This window comes from Amycolatopsis sp. NBC_00438 (assembly GCF_036026695.1).
Lineage (GTDB): Bacteria > Actinomycetota > Actinomycetes > Mycobacteriales > Pseudonocardiaceae > Amycolatopsis.
Map to the genome: position 1 here is coordinate 1,066,328 of NZ_CP107923.1, position 24,726 is coordinate 1,091,053.

Annotated in this window: 20 protein-coding genes; 12 read left to right on the forward strand and 8 right to left on the reverse strand. The window is 72.8% G+C overall.

Features of this window, described 5'->3' with window-relative positions; translation table 11 throughout:
* Position 1 precedes the first annotated feature (1 nt).
* From OG494_RS05105 to OG494_RS05120, 4 genes are all read left to right on the forward strand, one after another.
* A complete protein-coding gene (locus OG494_RS05105; protein WP_328452428.1) occupies positions 2 to 1,132 on the forward strand; it encodes a hypothetical protein in 1,131 nt (376 codons plus the stop codon).
* Between the two features lie 15 nt (positions 1,133 to 1,147).
* A complete protein-coding gene (locus tag OG494_RS05110; protein ID WP_328452430.1) occupies positions 1,148 to 2,602 on the forward strand; it encodes an aldehyde dehydrogenase (NADP(+)) in 1,455 nt (484 codons plus the stop codon).
* 130 nt (positions 2,603 to 2,732) lie between these two features.
* The gene (locus OG494_RS05115; protein ID WP_328452432.1) at positions 2,733 to 5,108 is read left to right on the forward strand and encodes a polysaccharide lyase 8 family protein; all 2,376 of its coding nucleotides are present in this window, start codon (positions 2,733 to 2,735) and stop codon (positions 5,106 to 5,108) included.
* A gap of 123 nt (positions 5,109 to 5,231) precedes the next feature.
* The gene (locus OG494_RS05120; protein ID WP_328452434.1) at positions 5,232 to 6,707 is read left to right on the forward strand and encodes a flavin-containing monooxygenase; all 1,476 of its coding nucleotides are present in this window, start codon (positions 5,232 to 5,234) and stop codon (positions 6,705 to 6,707) included.
* Positions 6,708 to 6,905: 198 nt separating this feature from the next.
* Here the strand turns inward: OG494_RS05120 and OG494_RS05125 are convergent, their stop codons facing one another.
* The 6 genes from OG494_RS05125 to OG494_RS05150 all read right to left on the reverse strand — a co-directional run bounded on the left by OG494_RS05125 (position 6,906) and on the right by OG494_RS05150 (position 14,622).
* Entirely contained in the window at positions 6,906 to 7,028 is a 123-nt protein-coding gene (locus OG494_RS05125; RefSeq protein ID WP_323325885.1) for a ribosomal protein bL36, read from the reverse strand.
* A 91-nt stretch (positions 7,029 to 7,119) separates the two neighbouring features.
* Positions 7,120 to 8,286 carry a VWA domain-containing protein gene (locus tag OG494_RS05130; protein ID WP_328452438.1) on the reverse strand — a complete coding sequence of 389 codons (1,167 nt, stop codon included), beginning with the start codon at positions 8,284 to 8,286 and terminating at the stop codon, positions 7,120 to 7,122.
* A complete protein-coding gene (locus OG494_RS05135) occupies positions 8,283 to 10,469 on the reverse strand; it encodes a DUF5682 family protein (RefSeq protein ID WP_328452440.1) in 2,187 nt (728 codons plus the stop codon). The genes OG494_RS05130 and OG494_RS05135 overlap by 4 nt, the downstream gene beginning before the upstream one ends.
* Before the next feature lie 31 nt (positions 10,470 to 10,500).
* Complete coding sequence (locus tag OG494_RS05140; protein WP_328452442.1) at positions 10,501 to 11,589, reverse strand: ATP-binding protein; 1,089 nt, start codon at positions 11,587 to 11,589, stop codon at positions 10,501 to 10,503.
* Positions 11,586 to 12,977 carry a DUF5691 domain-containing protein gene (locus tag OG494_RS05145; RefSeq protein WP_328452444.1) on the reverse strand — a complete coding sequence of 464 codons (1,392 nt, stop codon included), beginning with the start codon at positions 12,975 to 12,977 and terminating at the stop codon, positions 11,586 to 11,588. The genes OG494_RS05140 and OG494_RS05145 overlap by 4 nt, the downstream gene beginning before the upstream one ends.
* A 325-nt stretch (positions 12,978 to 13,302) precedes the next feature.
* Positions 13,303 to 14,622, reverse strand: a complete 1,320-nt coding sequence (locus tag OG494_RS05150; protein WP_328452446.1) for an SWIM zinc finger family protein — start codon at positions 14,620 to 14,622, stop codon at positions 13,303 to 13,305.
* Between the two features lie 156 nt (positions 14,623 to 14,778).
* Between OG494_RS05150 and OG494_RS05155 the strand changes: the two genes are divergently transcribed.
* Genes OG494_RS05155 through OG494_RS05175 form a run of 5 tightly spaced genes read left to right on the forward strand, consistent with a single transcriptional unit; the run spans position 14,779 to position 18,790 of the window.
* The gene (locus tag OG494_RS05155) at positions 14,779 to 15,669 is read left to right on the forward strand and encodes a LysR family transcriptional regulator (protein WP_328452448.1); all 891 of its coding nucleotides are present in this window, start codon (positions 14,779 to 14,781) and stop codon (positions 15,667 to 15,669) included.
* A 45-nt stretch (positions 15,670 to 15,714) separates the two neighbouring features.
* Positions 15,715 to 16,776: a tartrate dehydrogenase gene (locus tag OG494_RS05160; RefSeq protein WP_328452449.1), complete on the forward strand. Its 1,062-nt coding sequence runs from the start codon at positions 15,715 to 15,717 to the stop codon at positions 16,774 to 16,776.
* Positions 16,773 to 17,642: an alpha/beta fold hydrolase gene (locus OG494_RS05165; RefSeq protein ID WP_328452450.1), complete on the forward strand. Its 870-nt coding sequence runs from the start codon at positions 16,773 to 16,775 to the stop codon at positions 17,640 to 17,642. Before OG494_RS05160 ends, OG494_RS05165 begins: the two co-directional genes overlap by 4 nt.
* A 33-nt stretch (positions 17,643 to 17,675) precedes the next feature.
* Positions 17,676 to 18,197 (forward strand): PadR family transcriptional regulator, encoded by a 522-nt coding sequence (locus OG494_RS05170; protein WP_328452452.1) that lies wholly within the window; start codon positions 17,676 to 17,678, stop codon positions 18,195 to 18,197.
* On the forward strand, positions 18,197 to 18,790 hold the full coding sequence (locus OG494_RS05175; protein ID WP_328452454.1) for a GyrI-like domain-containing protein: 594 nt from the start codon (positions 18,197 to 18,199) through the stop codon (positions 18,788 to 18,790). The genes OG494_RS05170 and OG494_RS05175 overlap by 1 nt, the downstream gene beginning before the upstream one ends.
* Here the strand turns inward: OG494_RS05175 and OG494_RS05180 are convergent.
* Entirely contained in the window at positions 18,784 to 20,850 is a 2,067-nt protein-coding gene (locus tag OG494_RS05180; protein ID WP_328452456.1) for an AMP-binding protein, read from the reverse strand. The genes OG494_RS05175 and OG494_RS05180 overlap by 7 nt on opposite strands.
* Positions 20,851 to 21,073: 223 nt before the next feature.
* Positions 21,074 to 22,012 carry a helix-turn-helix transcriptional regulator gene (locus tag OG494_RS05185; protein WP_328452458.1) on the reverse strand — a complete coding sequence of 313 codons (939 nt, stop codon included), beginning with the start codon at positions 22,010 to 22,012 and terminating at the stop codon, positions 21,074 to 21,076.
* Positions 22,013 to 22,099: 87 nt separating this feature from the next.
* Here OG494_RS05185 and OG494_RS05190 point away from each other — a divergent pair, with 87 nt between their 5' ends.
* The 3 genes from OG494_RS05190 to OG494_RS05200 all read left to right on the forward strand — a co-directional run bounded on the left by OG494_RS05190 (position 22,100) and on the right by OG494_RS05200 (position 24,726).
* Positions 22,100 to 22,492: a VOC family protein gene (locus OG494_RS05190; protein WP_328452460.1), complete on the forward strand. Its 393-nt coding sequence runs from the start codon at positions 22,100 to 22,102 to the stop codon at positions 22,490 to 22,492.
* A gap of 105 nt (positions 22,493 to 22,597) precedes the next feature.
* Positions 22,598 to 23,347 carry a 3-hydroxybutyrate dehydrogenase gene (locus OG494_RS05195; protein ID WP_328452462.1) on the forward strand — a complete coding sequence of 250 codons (750 nt, stop codon included), beginning with the start codon at positions 22,598 to 22,600 and terminating at the stop codon, positions 23,345 to 23,347.
* Between the two features lie 41 nt (positions 23,348 to 23,388).
* Positions 23,389 to 24,726: an MFS transporter gene (locus tag OG494_RS05200; RefSeq protein ID WP_328452464.1), complete on the forward strand. Its 1,338-nt coding sequence runs from the start codon at positions 23,389 to 23,391 to the stop codon at positions 24,724 to 24,726.

The window sequence follows — 24,726 nt, forward strand, 5'->3', positions numbered from 1 at the left end:
GGTGAAGGTGACCGGCTACGCCTACCCGTGGGACGTCCTGGAGGACGGCTTCCTCGACCGCGCCCGCGGCCTCGGCGTCGACGAGGTGGCCGTCGCGCTGTCGTACCACAGCACCCGCGCGGCGACGCCCTGGTCGGCGTCGCGCACGGCCGTCGTGGCGCGGCACGCGGCGTTCCACCGGCCGGTGCGCCCGTCGGCGTGGGGCTCGCTGCGTCCGTCCACTCCGGACTGGACCACGGCGGAGGACTCCGGCGGCGACGCCGTCCGGCTGCTCAACGAAGCCGGGATCCCGGCCGCCGCGTGGATCGTGCTGACGCACAACTCGCAGCTCGGGTACGAGCACCCGGACGTCGCCGTGCGCAACTGCTTCGGCGAGGTCTACCCGTGGGCGCTGTGCCCGTCGCAGCCCGCGGTGCGCGAGTACGCCGCGGCCATGACCGCGGAGGCCGTCGCCGGGCTCGACCTGTCGTCGGTGGTCCTCGAAGCGTGCGGCCCGCTCGGCGCGGTGCACCAGCACCAGCACGAGAAGACCGACGGCGTCTGGGCGCCCGCGGTGGCCCGGCTGCTGTCGATCTGCTGCTGTGACGCGTGCGCTTCTTCGTGGGACGTCGACGCGGACACCGTCCGGGCCCAGCTCGTCGAGGAGGTCCGCCGGCTGATCGCCACCGGCGACCTCGGCGCCGTGGCCGACGCCCTGCCGCCGTCGCTGACCCAGGCGCTGCTGCGGACTCGGCAGGACGCCACCGACGCGCTGCGGGCCGCCGTGCTGGCCACGCTGCCCGAGGGCACCCGGATCGTGCTGCACGGCGCGCTCGACCCGTGGGTCACCGGCGCCCTGCCCGGCCTGACGCCGGGCGCCATCGAGGACGCCGATTCCGTCGTATTGTTCGGCTGGGTGCCCGCGACGGGGGCCGACGCCGTCGCCGCGGCCAGGGAGGCCCTGCCGGAGCGGGTGGCGATCGGCAGCTACATCACCGCCGTCGCGGCTGCCCCCGTGCCCGACATCGCCGCCTACGTCGGCGAGCTCGCCAAGGCGGGCGCGGCCGAGCTGCATCTGTACCACCTCGGACTGGCCGGTCCGGGCCGCTGGCGCGACCTGGACACCGCCACCGCCGCCGCCCACGAGAACTGAGGAGCTGTACCCGAAATGAGCCAGGCCACCGACGCCGCCACGCTCGAGAAGATCCTGGCGGCCGCCGCCGAAGCCGCCCGCCCGGCCGCCGAGGCCACCCCGGCCGAACGCGGCCGCTGGCTGGTCGCGGTCGCCGACGCCCTCGACGCCGCCGCCGGCGAGCTGGTCCCGCTGGCCCACGCCGAGACCCACCTGCCCGCCACCCCGCGGCTGGCCGGCGAGCTGAAGCGCACGACGTTCCAGCTGCGGCTGTTCGCCGAGGTCCTCACCGACGGCGAGTACCTCGGCGCCACGGTCGACCACGCCGACGCCGACTGGCCGATGGGCCCGCGCCCGGACATCCGGCGTGTCAAGACCGCGATCGGCCCGGTGCTGGTGTTCGCGGCCAGCAACTTCCCGTTCGCGTTCAGCGTCGCCGGCGGTGACACCGCGTCCGCGCTGGCCGCGGGCTGCCCGGTGATCCTCAAGGCGCACCCGGGCCACCCGGAACTGTCCGCGCAGACCGGCCTGATCGTGCGTGAGGCGCTGCTCGAGGCGGGCGCCCCGGCCGGCCTGTTCAACGTCATCTTCGGCCAGGACGAGGGCGTCACCGCGCTGAAGGACCCGCGGATCGCGGCGGCGTCGTTCACCGGGTCGATCCCGGGCGGGCGCGCGTTGTTCGACATCGCCAACGCGCGGCCGCGGCCGATCCCGTTCTACGGCGAGCTGGGCAGCGTGAACCCGGTGGTCGTCACCGAGGGCGCGATCGCCGCCCGCGGTGAGGCCGTCGCGAAGGGCTACGCCGGGTCGTTCACCCTCGGCGCCGGCCAGTTCTGCACCAAGCCGGGCCTGCTGTTCCTGCCGGAGGACCACGGCCTGACCGAGACGCTGCGCTCGGCCCTGGACGGCGCCGCGGCCCAGCCGATGCTCAACGACCGCATCGCGAGCGGGTACGCCTCGACGCTCGCGAAGCTTCGCGAGGTCCCGGGGGTCGACGTCGTCGCGGCGTCGCCGTCCGAGGCACCCGCGTTCACGCCGACGCTGCTCGCCACCACCGGCAAGCAGTTCCTCGAGGGCGGCGAGGCCGTGCACCAGGAGTGCTTCGGGCCGGCGTCGCTGATCGTCACCTACGCTGACCAGGCCGAACTGCTGCGCCTGCTCGACGTCATCGAACCGGGGCTCACCGCCACGATCCACGGCGAGGAGTCCGACGCGGACTGGATCCGGCCGGTGCTGCCGGCCCTGGCCCGCATCGCCGGCCGGCTGCTGTGGAACGACTGGCCCACCGGCGTCACGGTGAGCTGGGCCCAGCAGCACGGCGGCCCGTACCCGGCCACGACCGCCCCGACCACGACGTCCGTCGGCACCGCGGCGATCGAGCGTTTCCTGCGCCCGATCGCGTGGCAGGGCTTCCCGGACGCCCTGCTGCCCGAACCCCTGCAGGAGGCCAACCCCTGGCAGCTGCCCCGACGCACCGACGGAACCCGCTGACCCCGTCGTGAGTGGTTAGGGCGGTTAGAACCGCCCTAACCACTCACGACCCCGAACGCCGCCGCAGCACCGCATTCCCGTTCCCCCTTTCCCGCAAGCCAAGGATGTCTTGATCCTGGGAGGCATTGTCATGCCCGTGAACCGGAGAAACGCCCTGCGCGGCGGCGCCCTGGCGGCCGCTTCCACCGTGTTCCTCACCCGCCCGGCGTTCGCCTCGGCCGCCACCCCGGTGGCCGCGGCGAGTGGCGTTCCCGCCGCGACCGCGCCGATCGTCGCGGCCTACCGGCAGCTGCAGAGCGGCATCAACCGGCCGTCACCCGAACGCACCGCGGCGCTGGCCAACCTGAGCCGTGTCGCCAAGGCGTACCACGACAGCCTGTCCGTGGCGGGCGGTGGTGCTCCACTGTGGACGGACCTGCCGCTCGGCCCCGGCAGCGACTACACGACGTCGATGTACGCGCGGCTGCGCGCCATCGCCGTCGACTGGGGCACCCCCGGCGGCGCGCTGGCCGGCGATCCGGCGGTGCTGACACGGATCAAGGCGGCGCTGGAGCTGATCTACGCCAGCCAGTACAACCCGGATGTCGGCGAGATCGGCAACTGGTACACCTACGAAATCGGCGTCCCGTACTACGTTCTGCACACGCTTTCGGTGGTCGCCGACCAGCTGACCGCCGACGAGCTCGCGCGATACGTCAGCCCGATCAAGCGGTTCGTCGGCAACCCGAACGTCCGCGCGAACAACACGGCGCTCGTCGAGACCGGCGCGAACCGCGCGGACAAAGGCCTGATCTCGATCGTCGCCGGCGCGCTGATCGGGGACACGGCCTGGATCAAGACCGGCATCGACGCGCTCACCGACGTCGCGGGCGGGGGCGCGGCGAGCGTCGTCGCGCGGCTGGACCGCGCGGCGGGCGACGGCTTCCACGTCGACGGCTCGTTCATCCAGCACGACACCATCCCGTACCCCGGGCACTACGGCATCGTGCTGCTCACCGCGCTGGCCGGCGCCATCCACGTCACGCAGGGCACCGAGTTCGCGCTCCCGCAGCCGCTGAAGGACAAGATCTACGCGCTGGTCGCGGACGCGTTCGCGCCGTTCGTCTACGCCGGCGCGCTGGTGGAGCCGGTGCGCGGGCGGATGCTGTCGCGCCAGGGCGAGACCGGGCACGACATCGGCCACCAGCTGACGGTCGCGACGCTGGTGCTGGCCCGCACCGCTTCGGGCAAGACCAAGACCGACCTCAACGCGCTCGCCGCGAAGTGGATCACCGAGGGCACGTACGCGCCGTTCCTCAAGATCCCGGACCCCGAGCGGTTCGCGCCCGGCCCGGACCTCGTGGCCACGCCGGGCATCGAGTTCGCGCAGGACATGCTGGCGGCACGCGCCCGCCCGGCGCGGACGACGGCCACGCACCGGATCTTCGGCCAGCAGGACCGGATGGCGCACGTCACCGAGGGCTGGACGGCGTCCCTGGGTGTCAGCTCGACGCGGATCTCCCGCTACGAGTCCATCAACGGCCAGAACCTCAAGGGCTACCACGTCGGCGACGGCGTGCTCTACACGTTCGTGCCGAACGCGAAGGGGCACTACACCGACGCGTACTGGCCGACCGTCGACCCGCTGCTGCTGCCGGGCACGACCGAGAACGACGGCCCGCCGGACCCGAAGTTCGGCAACGTCCCGGTCGGCCCGAACCCGCACACCGGCGGCGTCCGCTGGGACGACAAGCACGGCGCCTACGCGTTCGACTTCAAGTCCTGGGACGGTTCCCTGACCGGCAGGAAATCGTGGTTCTTCACGCCCGCCGGGATCGTCTGCCTGGGCGCGGGGATCACCAGCACGTCGGCGGCTGCGGTGCGCACGACGATCGAGAACCGCAACCTCGGCGAAGGCGGTAAGGGCGCGTTGACCGCGGACTTCCGGCGCGTCGCGACCGACCTCGGGAAGGTTTCCGCACTGAGGCGGCCGAAGTGGGTGCACTTGGAGAACGTCGGCGGGTACGTGCTGCTCGACGACGCTTCGGTGACGGCGTTGCGCGAGGACCGCACGGGCGCGTGGCGCGACATCGACACCGGTGCCAACACCAAGGGCACGACGGCGCCGAACACGCGCCGGTACCAGAAACTGGTTCTGGAGCACGGGATCAAGCCCGTGAACGCGACGTACGCGTACGCGGTGCTTCCGGGCGCGTCGGTGCTCGGCACGGTCGGCGTGGTCGGGGTGCTTTCGGCGTGGCAGGTGCGGGCCAACACCGCGACGGTCCAGGCGGTCCAGGTCGGCGAGACCCTGCTGGCGAACTTCTTCGCGGCCGGCTCGGTCGGCGATGTCCGGGTGTCCGGGCCGGCGTCGGTGGCGATCGGGCGGTGCGGCTGGGGTAGGCAGCTCGCGGTGTCGGACCCGACGCAGACGCAGGACAGTGTCACGGTGACGGTGCGCGGCAAGTCCGTGGTGGTGCCGTTGAAGGGCAGCTTCGGCGCGACGAAGGTCGTGCCGCTGCCGTGACATGCGGAGCCCCCGGCCGGGGGCTCCGCCACCCGGACCCCCGAAAGCTGATGCAGGCCTCCACGCTGGGTCGGTGCCTCGACCCGGCCCAGCGTGGTCCGCACCTCGGTTACGCTGGAATTCATGACCAGCGCGGAGCACGTGGACGTCCTGATCGTGGGCGCCGGCCTGTCCGGTGTCGGCGCGGCCTGCCGCCTCCAGGAACGCTTGCCGGGCAAGAGTTACGCCGTGCTCGAAGCGCGTGACACGTTCGGCGGAACCTGGGACCTGTTCCGGTATCCGGGCATCCGCTCCGATTCGGACATGTTCACCCTCGGTTACCCGTTCCGGCCGTGGAAGGACGCGAAGGCGATCGCCGACGGCCCGTCGATCCTCGCCTACGTGCGCGAGACCGCGGCCGCGTACGGCGTCGAACAGCACATCCGGTTCGGGCACCGGGTGGTGGGCGCTTCGTGGTCTTCCGCCGAAGCCCTGTGGACCGTGTCGACCGCGCACGGCGCCACGTTCACCTGCCGGTTCCTGTACCTGTGCAGCGGTTACTACGACTACGCGGGCGGGCACGTCGTCGATTTCCTGGGCCGTGACGAGTTCGCGGGCGAGATCGTGCACCCGCAGCAGTGGCCGGCCGAGCTGGACTACGACGGCAAGCAGGTCGTGGTGATCGGCAGCGGCGCGACGGCGGTGACGCTCGTCCCGGCGATGGCGCCGCGCGCGGCCCGGGTGACGATGCTGCAGCGCTCGCCGTCGTACATCGTGGCGCGCCCGGGACGGGACGCGCTCGCCGACCGGATCCGCGCGCTGCTGCCGGAAAACCTCGCGCACCGCGTGGTGCGCGGCAAGAACGTCGTGATGGGCACGTTCTTCTTCCAGCTGATGCGGCGGCAGCCGGACTGGGCGTCGCGGACATTGCGCGACCGGGTGGCGGCGCAGCTGCCCGCGTCGATCCCGGTCGACCCGCACTTCGTGCCGGACTACGCGCCGTGGGACCAGCGGCTGTGCCTGGTGCCGGACGCGGACCTGTTCCAGGCGCTGCGTTCGGGCAAGGCCGACATCGTGACGGACCGGATCGCGCGGTTCACCGCCTCCGGGATCGAGCTTGCGTCGGGCCGGACGCTGCCCGCGGACGTCATCGTGACGGCGACCGGGCTGCGGCTGGTGGCGTTCGGCGGGATCGCGCTGAGCGTCGACGGCCGCGAGATCGAGCCGGGCGAGCAGCGGGCCTACAAGGGCATGATGTTCGGCGGCATCCCCAACCTGGCGTGGTGCGTGGGGTACACGAACAACTCGTGGACGCTGCGCGCGGACCTGACGTCCCAGTACGTCTGCCGCCTGCTGGAGCACCTGGACCGCCGCGGGTTCGTCTCGTGCACCCCGGACGCGGCGGATGCTTCGAGCGCGGGCCGGCCGCGCCCGATCGTCGACCTCGCGTCCGGGTACGTCAAAAGGGCCGCCGCCGGCCTGCCGAAGCAGGGCGGGCGACGGCCCTGGATGATGCGCCAGAACTACCTGCTGGACCTCGCGGACATGCGCTTCAACCGCCTCGACGACGGCGTGATGCGCTTCGGCCGCGCGGGTTCTCCGGTGTCGGCGTCCCGCTGAGATCGGTCTAGCCGAGCACTGCCGACGGGTCGGAGTGCTGCAGCGCTTCGGCGACCGCGCGGGCGTTCTTGACACCGGCGGGGGTTTGATACTGCATCGCACCGAAAGCGGCCCAACCGTGATCGGGCGGAAACGGACCGGGCCCCGGAACCGTGCGGTTCCGGGGCCCGGTCGACGCGTTGTGCTGCCCCCGGGGGGTCAGCCCTGACGGCCCTTGGAGCGCGGGTTGTCCTTGTTGATGACGAACACGCGCGTCCCGCGGCGGATCACCTGGGCGCCCGGCTGGCGGGCGAGCGAACGAAGCGAACTGCGGACCTTCATGGTGAGCCGTCCCTTCCTGGTCGGCGGTGTGGGCCCCGAATGCGTCCCACGGTGGCTTCAACAGCGGGCGGGGTGGGTTTAATCCCGCAACTCAGCTGTTCTCGCGGGCCGCCCAGGCCTGCAGGTCGTCGCCTCGGACTGCCGCCGCCATCAGTTCGGGGAACTGGTCCGGGGTGCACGCGAACGCCGGGATCCCCAGCTCGGCCAGGGCTGCCGCGTTCTCGTGGTCGTACGACGGCGCGCCCGAGTCGGACAGGGCCAGCAGCGTCACCACTTGGACCCCCGAGCCGACCAGCTCGGCGACGCGCTGCAGCAGTTCGTCCTCGTCGCCGCCCTCGTAGAGGTCGCTGATCAGCACCAGCAGCGTCTGCTCGGGGCGCCCGACCAGCCCCTGGCAGTAGGCGATCGCGCGGTTGATGTCGGTGCCGCCGCCCAGCTGGGTGCCGAACAGCACGTCGACCGGGTCGGCGAGGTGCTCGGTGAGGTCGGCGACCTCGGTGTCGAACGCGACGAACGACGTCTTCAACGCCCGCATCGACGCCAGGACCGCGCCGAACAGCCCCGAGTAGACCACCGACTCCGCCATTGAGCCCGACTGGTCGACGGCCAGGATGACGTCACGCTGCACCGCCTGCTGCCGCCGGCCGAAGCCGATCAGCTTCTCCGGCACGATGGTGCGCAGCTCGGGGGAGTAGTGCTTGAGGTTCGCGTGGATCGTGCGCGCCCAGTTGATGTCGCCCGGACGCGGCCGGTGCGTGCGCGACGCCTTGTCGAGCGCGCCCTTGATCGCCGCGCGGGTGCGCTCGGCGAGCCGCTGCTCCAGCTCCTCGACGACTTTGCGGACGACCTCGCGCGCGGTCTCCTTGGTCTCCTCGGGCAGCACGCTGTTGAGCGAGAGCAGGGTGCCGACCAGGTGGACGTCCGGCTCGACCGCCGAGAGCAGCTCCTTCTCCAGCAGCATCCGGGTCAGCCCGAGCCGGTCGACGGCGTCGCGCTGCATCACCTGCACGACGGTGCTGGGGAAGTACCGCCGGACGTCGCCGAGCCAGCGCGCGACCCGCGGCGCCGACGCGCCGAGGTTCGCGCTCCGCGGCCCGCCGGTGGCGTCCTCGTCCGGCTTGTCGTAGAGGGCCGCCAGCGCCTTGTCGACCCCACTGTCCTCTTCGGACAGCTGGGCGTCGGCCAGGCCCGAGCCCTCGGCGCCTTCGCCGCCCAGCACCAGCCGCCACCGGCGCAACCGGTCCGCGTCCACGCTCATGCCCCTACCCCCAGCAGCGTCGCCATGACGGGCAGCACCCGCTCGGCCCGTTCCTCGTCCAGTTCGTCGGCCGTCGGCACGACGACCCTCGCGGCGCCGGTGAGCCCGGCCGCCCGCTGCCCGATCGCCCGTTTCTCGGGACTGCTGAACGCGCCGAACGTGCGCCGCAGCAACGGAAGCACCTCCGTGAAGACGTCGGCGGGGATCGCCGCGAGCCAGGCGTCGATCACCCGCAGCAGACCCTCGTCGTGCACCAGCAGCAGGGCCCCGCCGTCGAAGAAGCCCTCGACGTAGGCCGCCCCCGCCGACGGCGTGACGCCCGGCGTGAGCGCCCGGCCGAGCCGCAGCTCGATGTCGAGCGCGTCGAGCAGCCCGGCGTCGTGCAGGATCCGGGACAGCCGCCCGGACAGCAGCGGCGGCAGCGCCGGCCGTTCGGCCAGCCGGGCCAGCGCGGCCAGCCAGCGGTCCTTCGCCTCGTCGCCCAGCAACGCGGTGGCGTCGTGGACGCCGTCGATCAGCTTGCAGAACCGGGCCGCGGCGTCGTCGTCGATCCCGTGGGTCGCCGGCGGCAGCCCGGCGCAGACCCGGTCCAGCATGCGGAGGGCGACCGCCCGCAACGCGGCGGTGTCGGTGCCGCGGACGTCGCCGTAGCGGGTCGCCCGGGCCAGGGCCGGCAGCGCGGACATCAGCCGCGCGACGTCCGAGTCGGCCGCGGCGCGCGCGTCGAGCGCCGCGAGCGCGTCGGGCAGCGCCTCCGGCAAGTCGGCGAGCAGGCAGTTCTCGACGGCGGTGGTGACTTCGTCGAGCGGCGGGGTGCCCTCGACCGTGTCCCGGACGGCGGAGGAGGCCGCCGAGGGCACGGTGGTGCCGTGCACGGCCGCCGCGACCAGGTCGACCTCGAACGACGGCTCCCAGCACAGCGCCCAGGTCTCCCGGAACGTGCCGCGGTTCCGCCGCGCCGACGCCTCCCGGCTGCCCCACTCGATGCCGAGCACACGCAGCCGGTGCAGCAGCCGCGAGCGGTCCAGCCCACCCGGGGTCCGCAGGTCGAGGTCGAGCTCCTTGACGACCGGGTCCTTCTTGAGCCGCAGGCGCTTCGCGGTCGCGGTCAGGTCCGCGGCCAGCGGCGGCTGCGGGACGCGGTCGGGCACCTCGCCGAGCCGTTCGCCGACGACGAGCCGCCGGGTGACCAGCGCGACCTGCACGTCGTCCCCGCCGCACAGCACCGACCGGGTGGCTTCGGTGACCTCCGCCAGCCCCGCCGACGACCGGCCGCGCAGCGCGGCCAGCGCCTCGGCCAGCCGGACCGCCTCGATGACGTGCGCGGTCGAGACCGGCAGATCCTCTTCGCGCAGCACCGCCGCGACACCGGTCAGCCAGCGCGTCGTCACGTCCTCGGCCGTGGTGAAGAGGTGGTGGTACCAGCCCGGTGACCGGACACCCGCGCCGTAACCACTGGCCGTGGCGAGGCGCCCGTGCGTCCACGGCACCCAGGTGCACGCGACCTTCCGCTTCGGGAGTCCTTTGAGGACGGCCGCGTCGTGTGACGCGGGCGGCAGCGGGTCGGCCAGCGCGGGTACGTGCCACGCCCCGCAGACGACGGCGATGTTCTCGAAACCTTCCTTGCGCGTGCGGCGCAGCACCGTGCGCATGTGGGCCTCGCGGCGCGCCTCGTTGCCTTGCGGCGGCTCTTCGTCTTCGCGCAGCGCGGTCATCGCCTCGGCGATCACCTCGAACGGCGACGCGTCGTCCCGGCGCGACTCGACTACGTCGTCCCACCAGCGTTCGGGATCGTCGTAGCCACCCGCGGCCGCCAGCCCGGCCAGCGGATCGCCGTGGGGCGCGCCGAGGTCGTCCGGCCCGGCGGCGAAGGTGTTCGCGGCCGGCAGGTCGCAGAACCGCACCGGGACACCGGCTTCCCGGGCGTACGCAAGCGCTTGCCACTCGGGGCTGAAGACCGCGAACGGCCAGAACGCGGCACGCGAGACGTCGTCGGTCGCGTACGCCAGCAGCGCGACCGGGGGTGCCATCGCCGGGTCTTCGGTCAGTTCGACGAGCGCGTCGGCTTCCGGCGGGCCCTCGATCAGGACGACGTCCGGTTCGAGCTCCGCCAGCCGCGCCGCCACGGCCCGGGCCGAACCCGGGCCGTGGTGGCGGATGCCGAGCAGGTGGGTGGTGGTCAAGCGCGTACCCCCGCTCCCTGGGTGGCTCGGTTCACGAGATCTCCTGGCCGGCCCGGTAGAAGTCGGCCCAGCCGTCGCGCTCGCGGACGACCGTCTCCAGGTACTCCAGCCAGATCGCGCGGTCGGCCACCGGGTCCTTGACCACCGCGCCGTGGATGCCGGCCGCGACGTCGTGCGGGCGCAGGACGCCGTCGCCGAAGTGGGCCGCCAGGGCCAGGCCGCCGGTGAGCACGCTGATCGCCTCGGCGGTGGACAGCGTGCCGGACGGCGACTTCACCGCCGTGCGGCCGTCTTCGGTGCGGCCCGAGCGCAGCTCGCGGAACACCGTGACCACCCGGCGGATCTCGGCCAGCTCGGCGGCTTCGGCGGGCAGTTGCAGCGACGTGCCGAGCTCCTTGACCCGGCGGCTGACGATCTCGATCTCCGCCTCCGCGCTGTCCGGCAGCGGCAGCACGACGGTGTTGAACCGCCGCCGCAGCGCGCTGGACAGCTCGTTGACGCCCTTGTCGCGGTTGTTCGCCGTCGCGATCATGTTGAAGCCGGGCCGCGCCTGCACCTCGTCACCCAGCTCCGGGATCGGGAGCGTCTTCTCGGACAGGATGGTGATCAGCGTGTCCTGGACGTCGGCCGGGATGCGCGTCAGCTCCTCGAGCCGCGCCAGCTTGCCGTCCCGCATCGCGCGCACCACCGGGCTTTCGACGAGCGCGGCGGCGCTCGGCCCTTCGGCGATCAGCCGGGCGTAGTTCCAGCCGTAGCGGATCGACTCCTCGGACGTGCCCGCGGTGCCCTGCACCAGCAGCGTCGAGTCGCCGCTGATCGCGGCGGTCAGGTGCTCGGACACCCACGTCTTCGCGGTGCCCGGCACGCCGAGCAGCAGCAGCGCGCGGTCGGTGGCCAGGGTGGCGACGGCGACCTCGATCAGCCGTCGCGGGCCGACGTACTTGGGCGTGATCACGGTGCCGTCCGGCAGGGTGCCGCCGAGCAGGTACTCGACGACGGCCCACGGGGACAGCAGCCAGTTCGGCGGCTTGGCCCGCTCGTCGGCGGCGGCCAGGGCGGCCAGTTCGGCGGCGTGGTCCTGTTCGGCGTGCGGCCGGAGGACGGTGGCGGGGGCGGTCATGCGAGCTCCTCGTACATTTCGCGGCGGAAGTTCAACGTTTCGGTGAGCGCCCGGCGCCACGGCCCGGCGTCCATGGTCAGGCGGGTGGTGGCCAGCGGGTGGCGCAGGCAGCCGGGCGGGACCGCGCGGGCGATCACGACGGCGGCGTGCGAGACCAGGCGGTGGTCGTCCTGGCGGGCGATCCAGTCGAGCAGCGCGGTGCCGAGCTCGGCGGTCCACGGCCGGGGCAGCTCGTGCACCAGCCGGGCGAACGACTCGGTGGGCAGCCGCCCGACCAGGTGCGCGATGGTGCCGGCCTGGCTGGCCGGGCTCAGCACGCCGAGCAGCGGCGGGGTGGTGCGCCCGCCGGGGTCGGCGCCGATCAGGGCCTGCGCCCAGGTCTCGTCGCGCTGGCGCAGTGCCGCGGACGCCCAGGCGTCGCGCAGCACGCCGGGCGGGCAGCCCTCGACGGTCATCCGCACCACCTCGGCCGGCGGCCCGAACTCCGTCCAGAACGCCAGCGGCGCGGCCGCGACCAGCGTGCGCAGCCGGACGGTGCCCTCGTCCTTGCCGCGTTCGGTCCGGGGCAAGGAGATCTCGAGGATCCGGCCCCGGCGGCGGACGAGCGGCCGCAGCCGTTCGGCCATCCGGTGCCCGTGGCGGGTGTTCGGCAGCCGGCCGAGCAGATCCGCGGCCTTCTCCCGGACGGCGGCCGCGCGGTCGGTGAGGGCGGCTTCGAGGAAGTCTTCGTCCGCGTCCCGGACGTGCCCGGCGAGCACCCCGAGGAAGTCGGCGCGGACGTCGGCGGGTTCGCTCTTCCACGACGTCGTCAGCGCTTCGCGGGCCGCGTCCGGATCGTCGGTCAGCCGGGCGGTCAGCCAGCGGCGGCGCTGGGCGAGGCTGCCGTACTGCCAGACGTCCCCGGATTCCTCGGCGGGCGCGGCGAGGAAGCCCCAGTCGGGGTTGCGCTGCCCGAGCCACGCGCCGACGGGCCCGGCGACGGCGACGAGCGGGCCGCGCAGCGCGGCTTTGGTGCGCGCGGCTTCGGCCAGCAGCGGCAGGAACTCCGGCGGGACACGGTAGTCCGTGCCGGCCAGGATGCCGAGCCACTCCTGGAGCAGGTCGGGGTGGCTCGCGGCCAGCAGCCGGGCGAGCCGTTCCCGCGCGAGAGCGGGTACGAACGGCCGCTCGTCGGGCGCGGCGGCGGGCAGCGGTTTGACGTCCCCGAGCGCCCGCCGTCCGGCCCGCCGGTAGGTGGTCAGCACCGCGGCGGCGGCCAGCAGCTGCTCCGCGGGCTCGTCGCGTTCGGTGGCGAGGTCCTGGACCGCGGGCGGCTGGGTGCTCAGGTCGAGCGGGCGCCGGCGGGTGCCGAGGAGCGCGGTGCCGACGAGGTCTTCCCAGGCTTTCACGAGCGCACCTCCTTGGTCTGTGGACGGGGTTTCGGCGAACTGGCGAGAGGTCCCGGCGCGGGTGCGTATCGGGTCGACTCGCGTGATCGGGGAGCCGACACGCGTGTCTGGAGGGTCGACACGCGTGATCGGAAGGTCGACTCGCGTGATGGAGGAGTCGACACGCGTGATCGAAGGGTCGACACCCGTGTTTGGAGGGTCGGCTTGCGTACCCAGGGGGTCGACACGCGTGTTTGGAGGGTCGGCTTGCGTACCCAGAGGGTCGGCTCGCGTGTTTGGGCGGTTGACTCGGGTGTCTGGGGGGACGGCACGGGGCTGGAGGGGGTCATAGCCGCACCGCGCGGTTCTCGTGCCAGCACGTTAAGGGGCGCAGGCCCGCTTGGCTCCATTCCGCCGCCACCGTCAGCGGGCCGCCGGCCGAGAGCGCCAGCAGTGACCACGGGAACGCGTACGGCACCAACGGCAGTGCGGTTCCGTCCTTTTCGGACAGACACCAGCCGCCGGCGTGCTCGGCCGGGGTCACTTCCGACAGCAGGACCGGCCAGCGCTCCAGCCACGGGTCCGCCGCCATCGCCCGGGCGTACGCCGCCAGCGCGTTTTCGATCGAGCCGCCCACGGCCGACGGGGCCGGCAGCGGGATTCCCCGCTCCGCCACCAGCGCGCGCAGCGGCGCGGCACCCGGGTAGAAGGCCAGCTCCGCCGTCAGCAGGTGCCCGGGTGGCAACGACGCGTCGAGCGGGCGGCCCGGCGGCGCGAACGACAGCACCAGTGCGTCGCGCCCCGTGAGACGGCCGCGCAGCCACGTGCGCCGGGTCAGCAGCCGGTCGTTCTCCTCGTCGGCCGCGCCGGTGATCAGCCAGTCGTCCGAGACGCGCTCGCCGCTCTCCAGGACCCGGGCGGTCTCGACCGAGAACCCGAGCCGCGTCCGCACGGTTTCCGCCAGCTCCGGGGGCAGTTCGCCCAGCCGGCCCGCCGCGTCCGCGAGCAGGAACAACAGGGACAGCTCGGCCAGCAGCGCGTCCGGCCAGTCGCGGCGGCCGACGATCCCGGCCGCCCGCCGCAGGCCGCCCGCCAGGCCCGACGCCTGTGCGTCGACCATCCGGGCGGCGACCGTGCGCAGCTCCTCCGAACCGTTGCGGTCGAAGCCCGCGAACCCCGCGCCGACCCGGTCGGTCAGCCACACCTTCAGTTCGGCGACACCGCCTTCGACGCGCGCCGCCCGCCCCTCGGCCCGCTTCGCCGCGGCCTCTTCGTCCTTCGGGCCCGCGGCTTCCGCGCGTTCCGCCGCCTTCCGCGCCCGGTCCGCCCGCTCGGCGAGCCACGTGTGCACCCACTCCGGCGGTGCTTCCGCGGCCACCTGACCGGCGGCCCACATCAGCAGCAGCCCGACCGCGTGTTTGCACGGGAACTTGCGGCTGGGGCAGGAACACCGGAACGCGGGCTCGGCCAGTTCGACACACGTCTGGTACGGCTTCTTGCCGCTGCCTTGGCAGAAGCCCCAGACGGCGTCCTCGTTCACGCCCGCGCCGGACCACTTCGCCGGTGTCGCGAGCGCCCGCCCGGCCTTCTCCGAAGCGGGATCCGGCGCGAGCCCGGCCACGCGTTCCGCGGTCCACGGCACCGCCGTCACCACCTGTCCCCCCACTGGTTTCCTTTGCCGTCCGGTCGGTTTCCCCGGGCGGGAGGCCCGGGGTGGCTTACCCGACGAAGCATGCCAGTACCCACCGACAATTTCCGTGAGCGCAGGTCAGTCCGGGTTCGGCGGCGCCGCGATCTATGCTGAACCGCCCCGGAGGTGAGTGTGGACGCGCGGCAGCTCGAGTACTTCCTCGCCGTGGTCAACCACGGCGGGATGAGCCGGGCCGCCCAAGCGCTCCACGTCGCGCAACCCTCGCTCTCCCAAGCCGTCCGGGTCCTCGAACGCGACCTCGGCACCAGCCTGTTCGACCGGGTCGGCCGGCGGCTCGTGCTGACCCAGGCCGGGCACGCGCTCGTCGAACCCGCCCGGCAGATCGTCCGCGGGCTCGACGCCGCGCGGGCCGCCGTCGACTCGGTCGGCGGGCTCGAGGCGGGCCGGGTCGAGATCGCCGCGATGCCGTCGCAGGCGGTCGAGCCGCTCAGCGGCATGATCCGCCGGTTCACGGAACGCCACCCCGGGTTGCGGGTGGTCGTGCGCTCGGCGTTCACCCCGGACGACGTCCTCGGCATGGTCCGCGGCGGGGTCACCGAACTCGGCCTCGCCGCCGGTCCGGAGCCCTTGAAAGCCTCCGGGCTCGACGTCGTCCCGTGCGGCCGGCAGCGGTTCGTGCTGGTCACCGGCCCGGACGCGCCGTTCCCGGACGGCGAGCCGGTGCCGCGCGAGCTGCTCCACGGGCAGCGGCTCATCGTCGGCCAGCCGGGCACCGGCATGCGGCGGCTCGTCGACGATCTCCGCGCGGGCGGCGTCGACATCGTGCCGGTGGTGGAGACCGAGCACCGCGAAGCCATCCTGCCGCTGGTGCTGGGCGGCGTCGGGATGGCCGTGCTGGCCGACTCGTGGACGTCGCTGGCGGCGCGGGCCGGTGCACGCGTGTTCGCCCTGGATCCGCCCGCCCACCTGCACGTCGCGCTGGTCGGCCGGGCGGCCCTGACGCCGACCGCGGCCGCGTTCGTGGCCACGGTCGATAGGCAGGGCCTATCAACCGGGCCGTGATCCGGTCTTGGACGCCGGCCGTCGCCGCCTGCTGACATCGAGGGCATGACCTCCCACCGCATCGCCCTCATCCCCGGCGACGGCATCGGCCGCGAAGTGACCCCGGCGGCCTGCGCCGTGCTCGACGCCGCCGGCGCGCGGCACGGCGTCGCCTTCCGCTACGACGAGTTCGACTGGTCCTGCGGGCGCTACCTCGCCGAGGGCGCGATGATGCCCGCCGACGGCCTCGACCGCGTCCGCCACCACGACGCGCTGTTCCTCGGCGCCGTCGGCGCGCCCGGCGTGCCCGACCACGTTTCCCTGTGGGGCCTGCTCATCCCGCTGCGCCGCGGTTTCCGGCAGTACGTCAACCTCCGCCCGATCCGGGTGTTCGACGGCCTCGACAGCCCGGTCCGCGACGCGCGTGACGTCGACTTCGTCGTGGTCCGGGAGAACGTCGAGGGGGAGTACAGCGAGATCGGCGGCCGCCTCAACCGCGGCCTGCCCGAGGAACTCGCCGTGCAGGAGGCCGTCTTCACCCGCGCCGGCGTCACGCGCGTCGTCGACTACGCCCTCGACCTCGCCCGGCGCCGCCGCGGGAAGCTGACGTCGGCGACGAAGTCCAACGGCATCGTGCACACCATGCCGTTCTGGGACGAGATCGTCGCCGAGCGCGCCGCCACGCGGCCCGAGGTCGACGTCGAGTCCGAGCACATCGACGCCCTCGCCGCGAAGTTCGTGCTCGACCCGGGCCGCTTCGACGTCGTCGTCGCGTCCAACCTTTTCGGCGACATCCTCAGCGACGTCGCGGCGGCCGTCGCGGGCGGGATCGGTCTCGCCCCGGCCGCCAACCTCAACCCCGAGCGCGACTTCCCGTCGATGTTCGAGCCGGTGCACGGCTCCGCGCCGGACATCGCCGGGCGCGGGATCGCGAACCCGATCGGCGCGATCTGGACCGCCGCGCTGCTGCTGGAGCACCTCGGCCACGCCGAAGCCGCCGCCGACGTCGAACGTGCGCTCGCCGCGGTGCTCGCGAAGACTCGGCTGCGCACGCCCGACCTGGGCGGCACCGCGACGACGGGGAGCTTCACCCGCGCGGCGCTCGACGAGCTGGAAGGAGCCCGATGAGCGTCCCGTTGCCGTTCCGGTACCGCACGGTCGATCCCGGCGTCCCGATCCGCTGCGCGGTCGGCGGCGAAGGCCCGCCGATCCTGCTGCTGCACGGCTATCCGCAGACGCACGTGATCTGGCACGCCGTCGCGCCGCTGCTCGCGGAGCGCTTCACGGTCGTGGCGACCGACCTGCGCGGCTACGGCGACAGCGGCAAACCCGTGCCCACCGAAGGAGACGCCGAGTACGCGAAGCGCGCCATGGCCGCCGACCAGGTGGCCGTGATGGCCGAACTCGGCTTCGACCGCTTCGCCGTCGCCGGGCACGACCGCGGCGGCCGCGTCGCGCACCGGATGGCCCTCGACCGGCCGGACGCCGTGCGCGCGCTGGCCGTGCTCGACATCGTGCCGACGCGGCACGCCTTCGCCCACGCCGACCGGGCCTTCGCGACCGGCTACTGGCACTGGTTCTTCCTCACCGCGGGCCACGGCATCCCGGAGCGGATGATCGGCGCCGACCCGGAGTTCTGGATCCGCGCCCGGATGACGTCGCGGCACGCGGGCGGCACGCCGTTCGACCCCGCCGCGCTGGCCGAGTACGTGCGGTGTTTCGACGAGGCGTCGATCGCCGCGTCCTGCGCGGACTACCGCGCGGCCGCGACGATCGACCTGGACCACGACGAGGCCGACGCGGACCGCCGCCTCGGGATCCCGGTCCGGGCGCACTGGGGTGAACGCAGTTTTGTCGGCCGCAACTACGACGTCCTCGACGTCTGGCGCGGGTACGCCGAAGACGTCACCGGCCGGGCCCTGCCTTCGGACCACTACCTGCCCGAAGAGGCCCCGGCCGAGGTCGCGGCGGAACTGGCGGAGTTCTTCGGTTGACGCCGCGCCCTATTCCAGCACTAGAATAGGAGGGTGCTGACCGACGCGGAACTGACGGTGCTCGGCCTCGTCGTCGAGCGGCCCCGGCACGGCTACGAGCTGGACGAAGTGGTCGAGGAACGCGGCATGCGCGACTGGACCGCGCTCGGTTTCAGCTCGATCTACTACGTCCTCGGCAAGCTGTGCGACCGTGGCCTGATCGCCGAGGTCGCGGCCGATCGCGCGCACGCCAAGGCCAAGAAGACGTTCACGGCCACCGACGCCGGCCGGGAAGCGTGCGCACAGGCCGCCGAGGCGGCGATCGCCGAACTGCGCCCGGTGCACCCGCCGGTGCTGGCCGGGCTCGCGAACAGCCCGGTCGTCCCGCCCGAGCGGCTCGCGTCGGCGCTGGCCCGGCGCGCCGAAGCCGTCGACGCACGGCTGGCCGAGGTGCGGCGCGCGGCCGCCGCCCAGCCGTCCGCGCCGCCGTTCGTCCGGGCGATCTTCGACTACTCGATCAGCCGGCTGGAAGCCGAAGCCGCGTGGCTGGCCGCGCTGCCCGAAGGGACGCCCTGATGCCCTACGACGTCAAGAAGGACCTGAAAGCGTTGTACGCGCCCAAAAACACCGACTGGGCCCTGGTCGACGTGCCCGCACAGCGGTTCCTCGCGATCGACGGTCGCGGCAACCCGAACACCGCGGAGAGCTACAAACGGGCCGTCGAGGCGCTCTACGCCGTGGCGTACACGCTCAAGCGGGCCGCGGAGCAGGACTTCGTCGTCGGCCCGCTGGAAGGCCTGTGGTGGGCCGACGACATGACCGCGTTCACCGTGCGCGCCAAGGACAGCTGGCAGTGGACGATGCTCATCAGCCAGCCCGGATGGATCGGCGAGGACGAGGTCGAAGAAGCCCGCGAAACCGTGCGGCGCAAGAAGAAGCTCGACGCCGACGTCCGGTTCGAGACCCTCGATGAGGGCCGTTGCGCGCAGGCGTTGCACGTCGGTTCCTACGACGACGAAGGCCCGCTGCTCGCCCGGCTGCACGACGAGTACCTGGCCGGGCAGGGGCTCGAGCCGACCGGCCGGCACCACGAGATCTACCTCGGCGACCCTCGCCGCACAGAGCCCGCGAAGCTCAAAACCGTGCTGCGGCAGCCGGTTTCTCAGTAGTCCGTGGTGGCCGGCCAGGTGTCGTCGTGCAGCAGGCGCTTGAGGATCTTGCCTGTCGCGTTGCGCGGCAGGTCCGGCACGAAGTAGACGTCGCGAGGCACAGCGAAGCGGGCCAGGCGGTGGTGGATGTACTGCCGGATGTCCTCCGCGTGCAGGGAAGCGCCGCGCCGCGGGACGACGTAGGCCGCCAGCCGCTGGCCCCACTCCGCGTCGGCCACGCCGACCACCGCCGCGTCGTGCACGCCGGGCAGCGCCACCAGGGCTTCTTCGACCGGGCGCGGGAAGACGTTCTCGCCGCCGGAGACGATCATCTCGTCGGCCCGGCCGGTGACGAACAGCCGGCCCGCCGCGTCGAGGTAACCGACGTCGCCGGTGGCCATCAGGTCCGCCGCCCGCGCCGGGTCCGTGCCCGAGGTGTAGCCGTCGAACAGCATGTCGTTGCCGACGAAGATCTGGCCCTCGCCGCCGGGCGGCACCGGCTTGCGGTCCTCGTCCAGGATCGCGACGGCCGTGCCGAGCGGGCACCGGCCCGCGGTGGTCGGCGCGGCGCGCAGGTCGCCGGGGTCGGCGATGCTCGCCCACGACACCTCGGTCGAGCCGTAGAAGTTGTAGAGGACGTCGCCGAAGGTGTCCATGAACGACGTCACGAACGACCCGGACATCGCCGAGCCACTGCTCGCGACGATCCGCAGCGACGACAGGTCGTAGCGCGCGCGGACGCGTTCGGGCAGGTCCATGATCCGCTGCAACATGATCGGCACGACGAACAGCGCGTCGCACTGTTGCTCGGCGATCGTCCGCAGGGTCTCTTCGGCGTCGAACTTGCGGACCAGGGCCAGCGGGGACCGCAGCGCCATCCCGATCTGCATCGCGGCCAGGCCCCAGCTGTGGAACAGCGGCGCCGCCACGAGGATCCGGTCGCCCGCGCGCAGCGGGATGCGGTCGAGGATCGACGCGGCCGCGCCCATGCCCTTCGGGGTCGGGCGGCGCGCGCCCTTCGGTGTGCCGCTGGTGCCGGAGGTGAGCACGATCAGCCGGCCCGGCCGCTCCACGGGCTTGGGCCGGTCGGCGGGGGCGGACTGGATCAGCTCGTCGACGGTCGGGTAGCCGGTCTCGGCATCCGGCCAGGTGCTGATGCGCGCGAAGTCGCCGGGGACGTTCGCGATGGTCTGGGCGAACTCGTCGTCGGCCAGGACGGCGGCCGGCGCGTGCTCGGCGAGCACGTCCTTCACCGACGACGCGGAGAGGCCGGTGTTCAGCAGGATGACGTCGGCGCCGAGCTTGCTGGCCGCGACGAACGCCTCGACCATCGCGGAGTGGTTGCGGCACATGAGCGCGATCCGGTCGCGCTCGTTGACGCCGAGCTCGCTGAGCGCGTTGGTCAGCCGGTCGCTGCGCTCCTGGACCTGGGCGAAGGTACGGACGTTGCGCTCGTCGTGCAGCGCGACGTCGTCGGCGGCGCGGGCCGCGGCGGCCTGGTAGCCGCCCGCGACGGTCGCGCCCCACTGCGCGACGGAGTTGAGCTGGCGCGCCAGCTTGTCCGGGCGGCCGGGGCTGAGGACACCGGCGCGCACCAGGATGCTGGTGGTGCGGAGCTTGGTGGCCTTGACGCCGCCGGAACCGGCGTCCGGGTCGGCCTGGCCCGACAGGTGCAGGTCGAGGCGCCTCGCGATGGCGCGGATGTCCTTCTTGATCGAGGACACCAGTTCCAGGTGCTCCGGCTGCAGCATCATCCGCACGAAGAGCTCGGTCTTGCCGCCGGCGAGGGGTCTCAGCTCCAGGGAGACCCAGGTGCCGTCATCGGGGACACCGCACCACACGACGTGCTCGCCCGGGCGGTAGACGACGGCTTGGACCTGCGCCTCCAGCATCGGCCGGCGGTCGGGGGCGATCCGGATCACGCCTCGGGGGCCCCGGCCCCGAGAGGCCTGCTCCTGCACCTCGCTCCAGCTGATCTCCGGGACGAAGCGGGGATACCACTCCGGCGATCCGACGATCTGCCACACCACCTCCGGTGGATGCCCGACCACGGCACTCGCCTCGATCACATCGTCACGCATCGTCTGCCCTCACCGAAGTCACCGAACACACGTTCAGGTCACGGAGGCGTTACGGTAGCAGCAAACGGGTGAGCACGGATACTCCGAACGGCATGATACCGATGAGTAACGGACACTCTTGGTGGGCGTTCGTACTGTCCACAGTGTACCGATTAACGGTGTTTACCGAGTACTGCAGGGTAAAGCGCACGCTCAGTGGGTGTGGCAAAAGATCTTCACCCGGTCAGTGACCGTATCGGCCGACCAGTTCCGATCCGAGGCGGGCCAGCTCCGCGCGTACGGATTCCGGACCTTCGACGTCGACGAGCGCACCCCAGCCGGCCAGCTCCTGGGCGATCATGATCGGCGCGGGAGCGGCGACCCGGACGCGGACGCGGTCGCCGGGCAGCTCGCCGACAACCTCGCAGTGCCGGCCGAACCGGTCGCGCAGCACCCTCAGGTGGCGCCGGTCGAGGACGACGTCCGCGGTCAGCGGCGACCGGCGTTTTTCGACTTCTTCGACGACTTCTTCCCACACCTTGGCCAGTTCGAGGTCCGACGGCCGGTGCGCGACGGCGTCGATCGGCTCGGCCGCGGTGATCCGGTCCACGCGGAAGGTCCGGCGGCCCTGGCCGGTGCCCGCGACGAGGTACCAGACGTCGTCCTTGTCGACCAGGCCCCACGGATCGACGAGCCGTTCCGACGTCTCGCGGCCCGCGTAGGTCAGGCGGACCTTGCGTCGGGCGATGACGGCGTCCCGCAGCGCTTCGACCATCGGCGGCCGGGCCTTCGGCCGCTCGCCCCAGCCGACCTGGTCGACGATCACCGCGTCCGCCGCGGCCTCGGCGTCCGCCCGGAACGTGCCGGGCAGCGCGCCCATCAGCTTGCGCAGCGCCGACTTCACCTCCGGCGCGATCGCCGCCGCGGGGCCGGCCAGGAGGAACAGCGCCTGCGCCTCGCGGGAGGTCAGGCCGGACAGGTCGGTCCGCGCGCCGCCGACGAGCTGCCAGCCGCCACCCCGGCCGGGCTGCGGGTAGACGGGCACGCCGGCCGCCGACAGCGCTTCGAGGTCACGGCGGGCGGTCGCGACGGAGACCTCCAGCTCCTCGGCCAGCTCGCCCGCGGTGACGCGGCCGCGGGTCTGCATGAGCAGGAGGGTGGCCACGAGGCGGTCGGCGCGCATGGGGGAAGTGTCGCAAACAAAGTGCGCACTCGGTGAGCACTTTCACCCCGCATGATGTGTGCAGACCGAGGGAATGAAGGAGCAGACATGCTGCGAGGAATGGCCACCGTCTCGTATTTCGCCGACGACCACGCGGCCGCGCAGGCCTGGTACACCGAGTTCCTGGGGATCGAGCCGTACTTCCACCGCCCCGGGTACGCCGAGTTCCGCCTCGGCGACTACCAGCACGAACTGGGCCTCATCGACCGCAAGTACGCGCCGGCCGGTGCCGGTACACCGGGCGGCGAGATCGTCTACTGGCACGTCGACGACCTGGAGGCGACGGTCGCGCGGCTCCACAAACTGGGCGCGAAGGAGTACGAGCCGATCACCGAGCGCGGCCCGGGCTTCGTGACGGCGTCGGTCGTCGACCCGTTCGGCAACGTCCTCGGCGTCATGACCAACGTGCACTACCTGTCCGTGCTGAAGGAACGTTCCTGAGCCGGTAGCCGCCCCCGCTGTGGTTGTCGCCGCCACTGGATCTTCCCCGGATGTGGCTCTCGCGCACATGGCTCGCGACCGGCGTCACGCTTACCGTTCCCGTCCATGACCAGCGATCTGGACGGGCGCACCGCCCTCGTCACCGGCGGTGCCGGCGGTATCGGCCTGGCCTGCGTCCGCGCTCTGGCCGCGGCCGGGGCCAAGGTGCACGTCGTCGACGTCGACGCGGCGAACGCCGAGGCCGCGGCCACCGAGGTCGGCGGGTGGGCGCACGCCGTCGACCTCACCGACGCCGAGGCCCTCGACACCCTCCCGGCCGAGGTCGACGTCCTGGTCAACAACGCCGGGGTCCAGCACGTCGCGCCGCTCGAAGGCTTTCCGCCCGAGCAGTTCACGCGCATCCAGGCGCTGATGGTCACCGCGCCCTTCCTGCTGATCCGGCGGAGCCTGCCGAGCATGTACGCGCGGGGGTGGGGGCGGATCGTCAACATGTCGAGCGTCCACGGCCTTCGCGCCTCCGCCTTCAAAGCCGCCTACGTCACCGCGAAGCACGGGCTCGAAGGGCTCTCCAAGGTCGCCGCGCTGGAAGGCGCCGAACACGGCGTCACCAGCAACTGCGTCAACCCCGGCTACGTCCGCACCCCGCTCGTCGACGGGCAGATCGACGCGCAGGCCGCCGAGCACGACATCCCGCGGGAAGACGTCGTCTCCGAAGTGCTCCTCCGGCGCGCCGCCATCAAGAAGCTCATCGAACCCGGGGACGTCGCTTCCCTGGTGACGTGGCTGTGCTCGCCGCACGCCGGCCACGTCACCGGGGCCTCCATCCCGCTCGACGGCGGCTGGACCGCCGCTTGACCCCCACCGCCCGCCCGACCCACGACGAAGTGGAGCCCGCAGTGAGCCAGCCCCAGCGGTCGGCGATCGCCAAGATCGTCGGCGCGAGCCTGATCGGCACCACCATCGAGTGGTACGACTTCTTCCTCTACACCTCCGCCGCCGCGCTGGTGTTCAACAAGCTGTTCTTCCCGACGGCGAACCCGCTGACCGGCACGCTGCTGGCGTTCCTCACCTACGCCGTCGGGTTCCTCGCCCGCCCGGTCGGCGGCCTCGTCTTCGGCCACTTCGGCGACCGGCTCGGCCGGAAGAAACTCCTGATCTTCAGCCTGGTCCTGATGGGCGGCTCGACCTGCCTGATGGGCGTGCTGCCGACGTACGCCACCGCGGGCGTCGCCGCGCCGGTCCTGCTCACGCTGCTTCGCCTGGTCCAGGGCTTCGCGCTCGGCGGTGAGTGGGGCGGCGCGGTGCTGATCGTCTCCGAACACGGGGACGCGAAACGGCGCGGGTTCTGGGCGTCCTGGCCGCAGTGCGGCGCGCCCGGCGGCAACCTGCTCGCCACCGGTGTGCTGGCGATCCTGTCGGCGACGCAGTCCGACGCGACGTTCCTGGCGTGGGGCTGGCGGGTCCCGTTCCTGCTCTCCGGCGTCCTGCTGGTGATCGGCCTGTGGATCCGGCTGGCCGTCTCGGAGTCGCCGGTCTTCCTGGCCGCCCAGCGCCGCGCCGAGGACCGCGTCGGGAAGCACGTCCCCGTCGTCGAGGTCTTCCGCGACAGCTGGCGCCAGGTGCTCGTCACGATCGGCGCGCGGATGGCCGAGAACGTCTCCTACTACGTGCTGACGGCGTTCATCCTGGTGTACGTCACGACCGGGCTGCACCTGGCGAAGGGCCTCGGCCTGAGCGCGGTGCTGATCGGCTCGGCCGTGCACTTCGTGACGATTCCCTTGTGGGGCGCGCTGTCGGACCGCGTCGGCCGGCGTCCGGTGTACCTGTTCGGCGCGATCGGGATGGCCTTGTGGGGCTTCGCGTTCTTCGCGCTGCTGGACACGAAGTCGGCCGCGGTGATCGTGCTGGCGACGACCGTCGGGCTGGTGCTGCACGGCGCGATGTACGGGCCGCAGGCCGCCTTCTTCGCCGAGCAGTTCCCGACGCGCGTCCGCTACACCGGGCTGTCCGTCGGCGGGCAGCTGTCGTCGATCGCGGCCGGGGCCGTCGCGCCGCTGATCGCCGTGGCGCTGTTCCAGAGCTGGGGCAGCACCATCCCGGTGTCGCTGTACGTCGCGGCGATGTGCCTGATCACGGTCGTCGCGCTGCTCTCCTCCCGCGAGACCCGGGGCGCATCGCTGCACGACGACGACACCGATGCCGCCGAGTCGGAGACGGCGGCCGTTTCGCCCTAG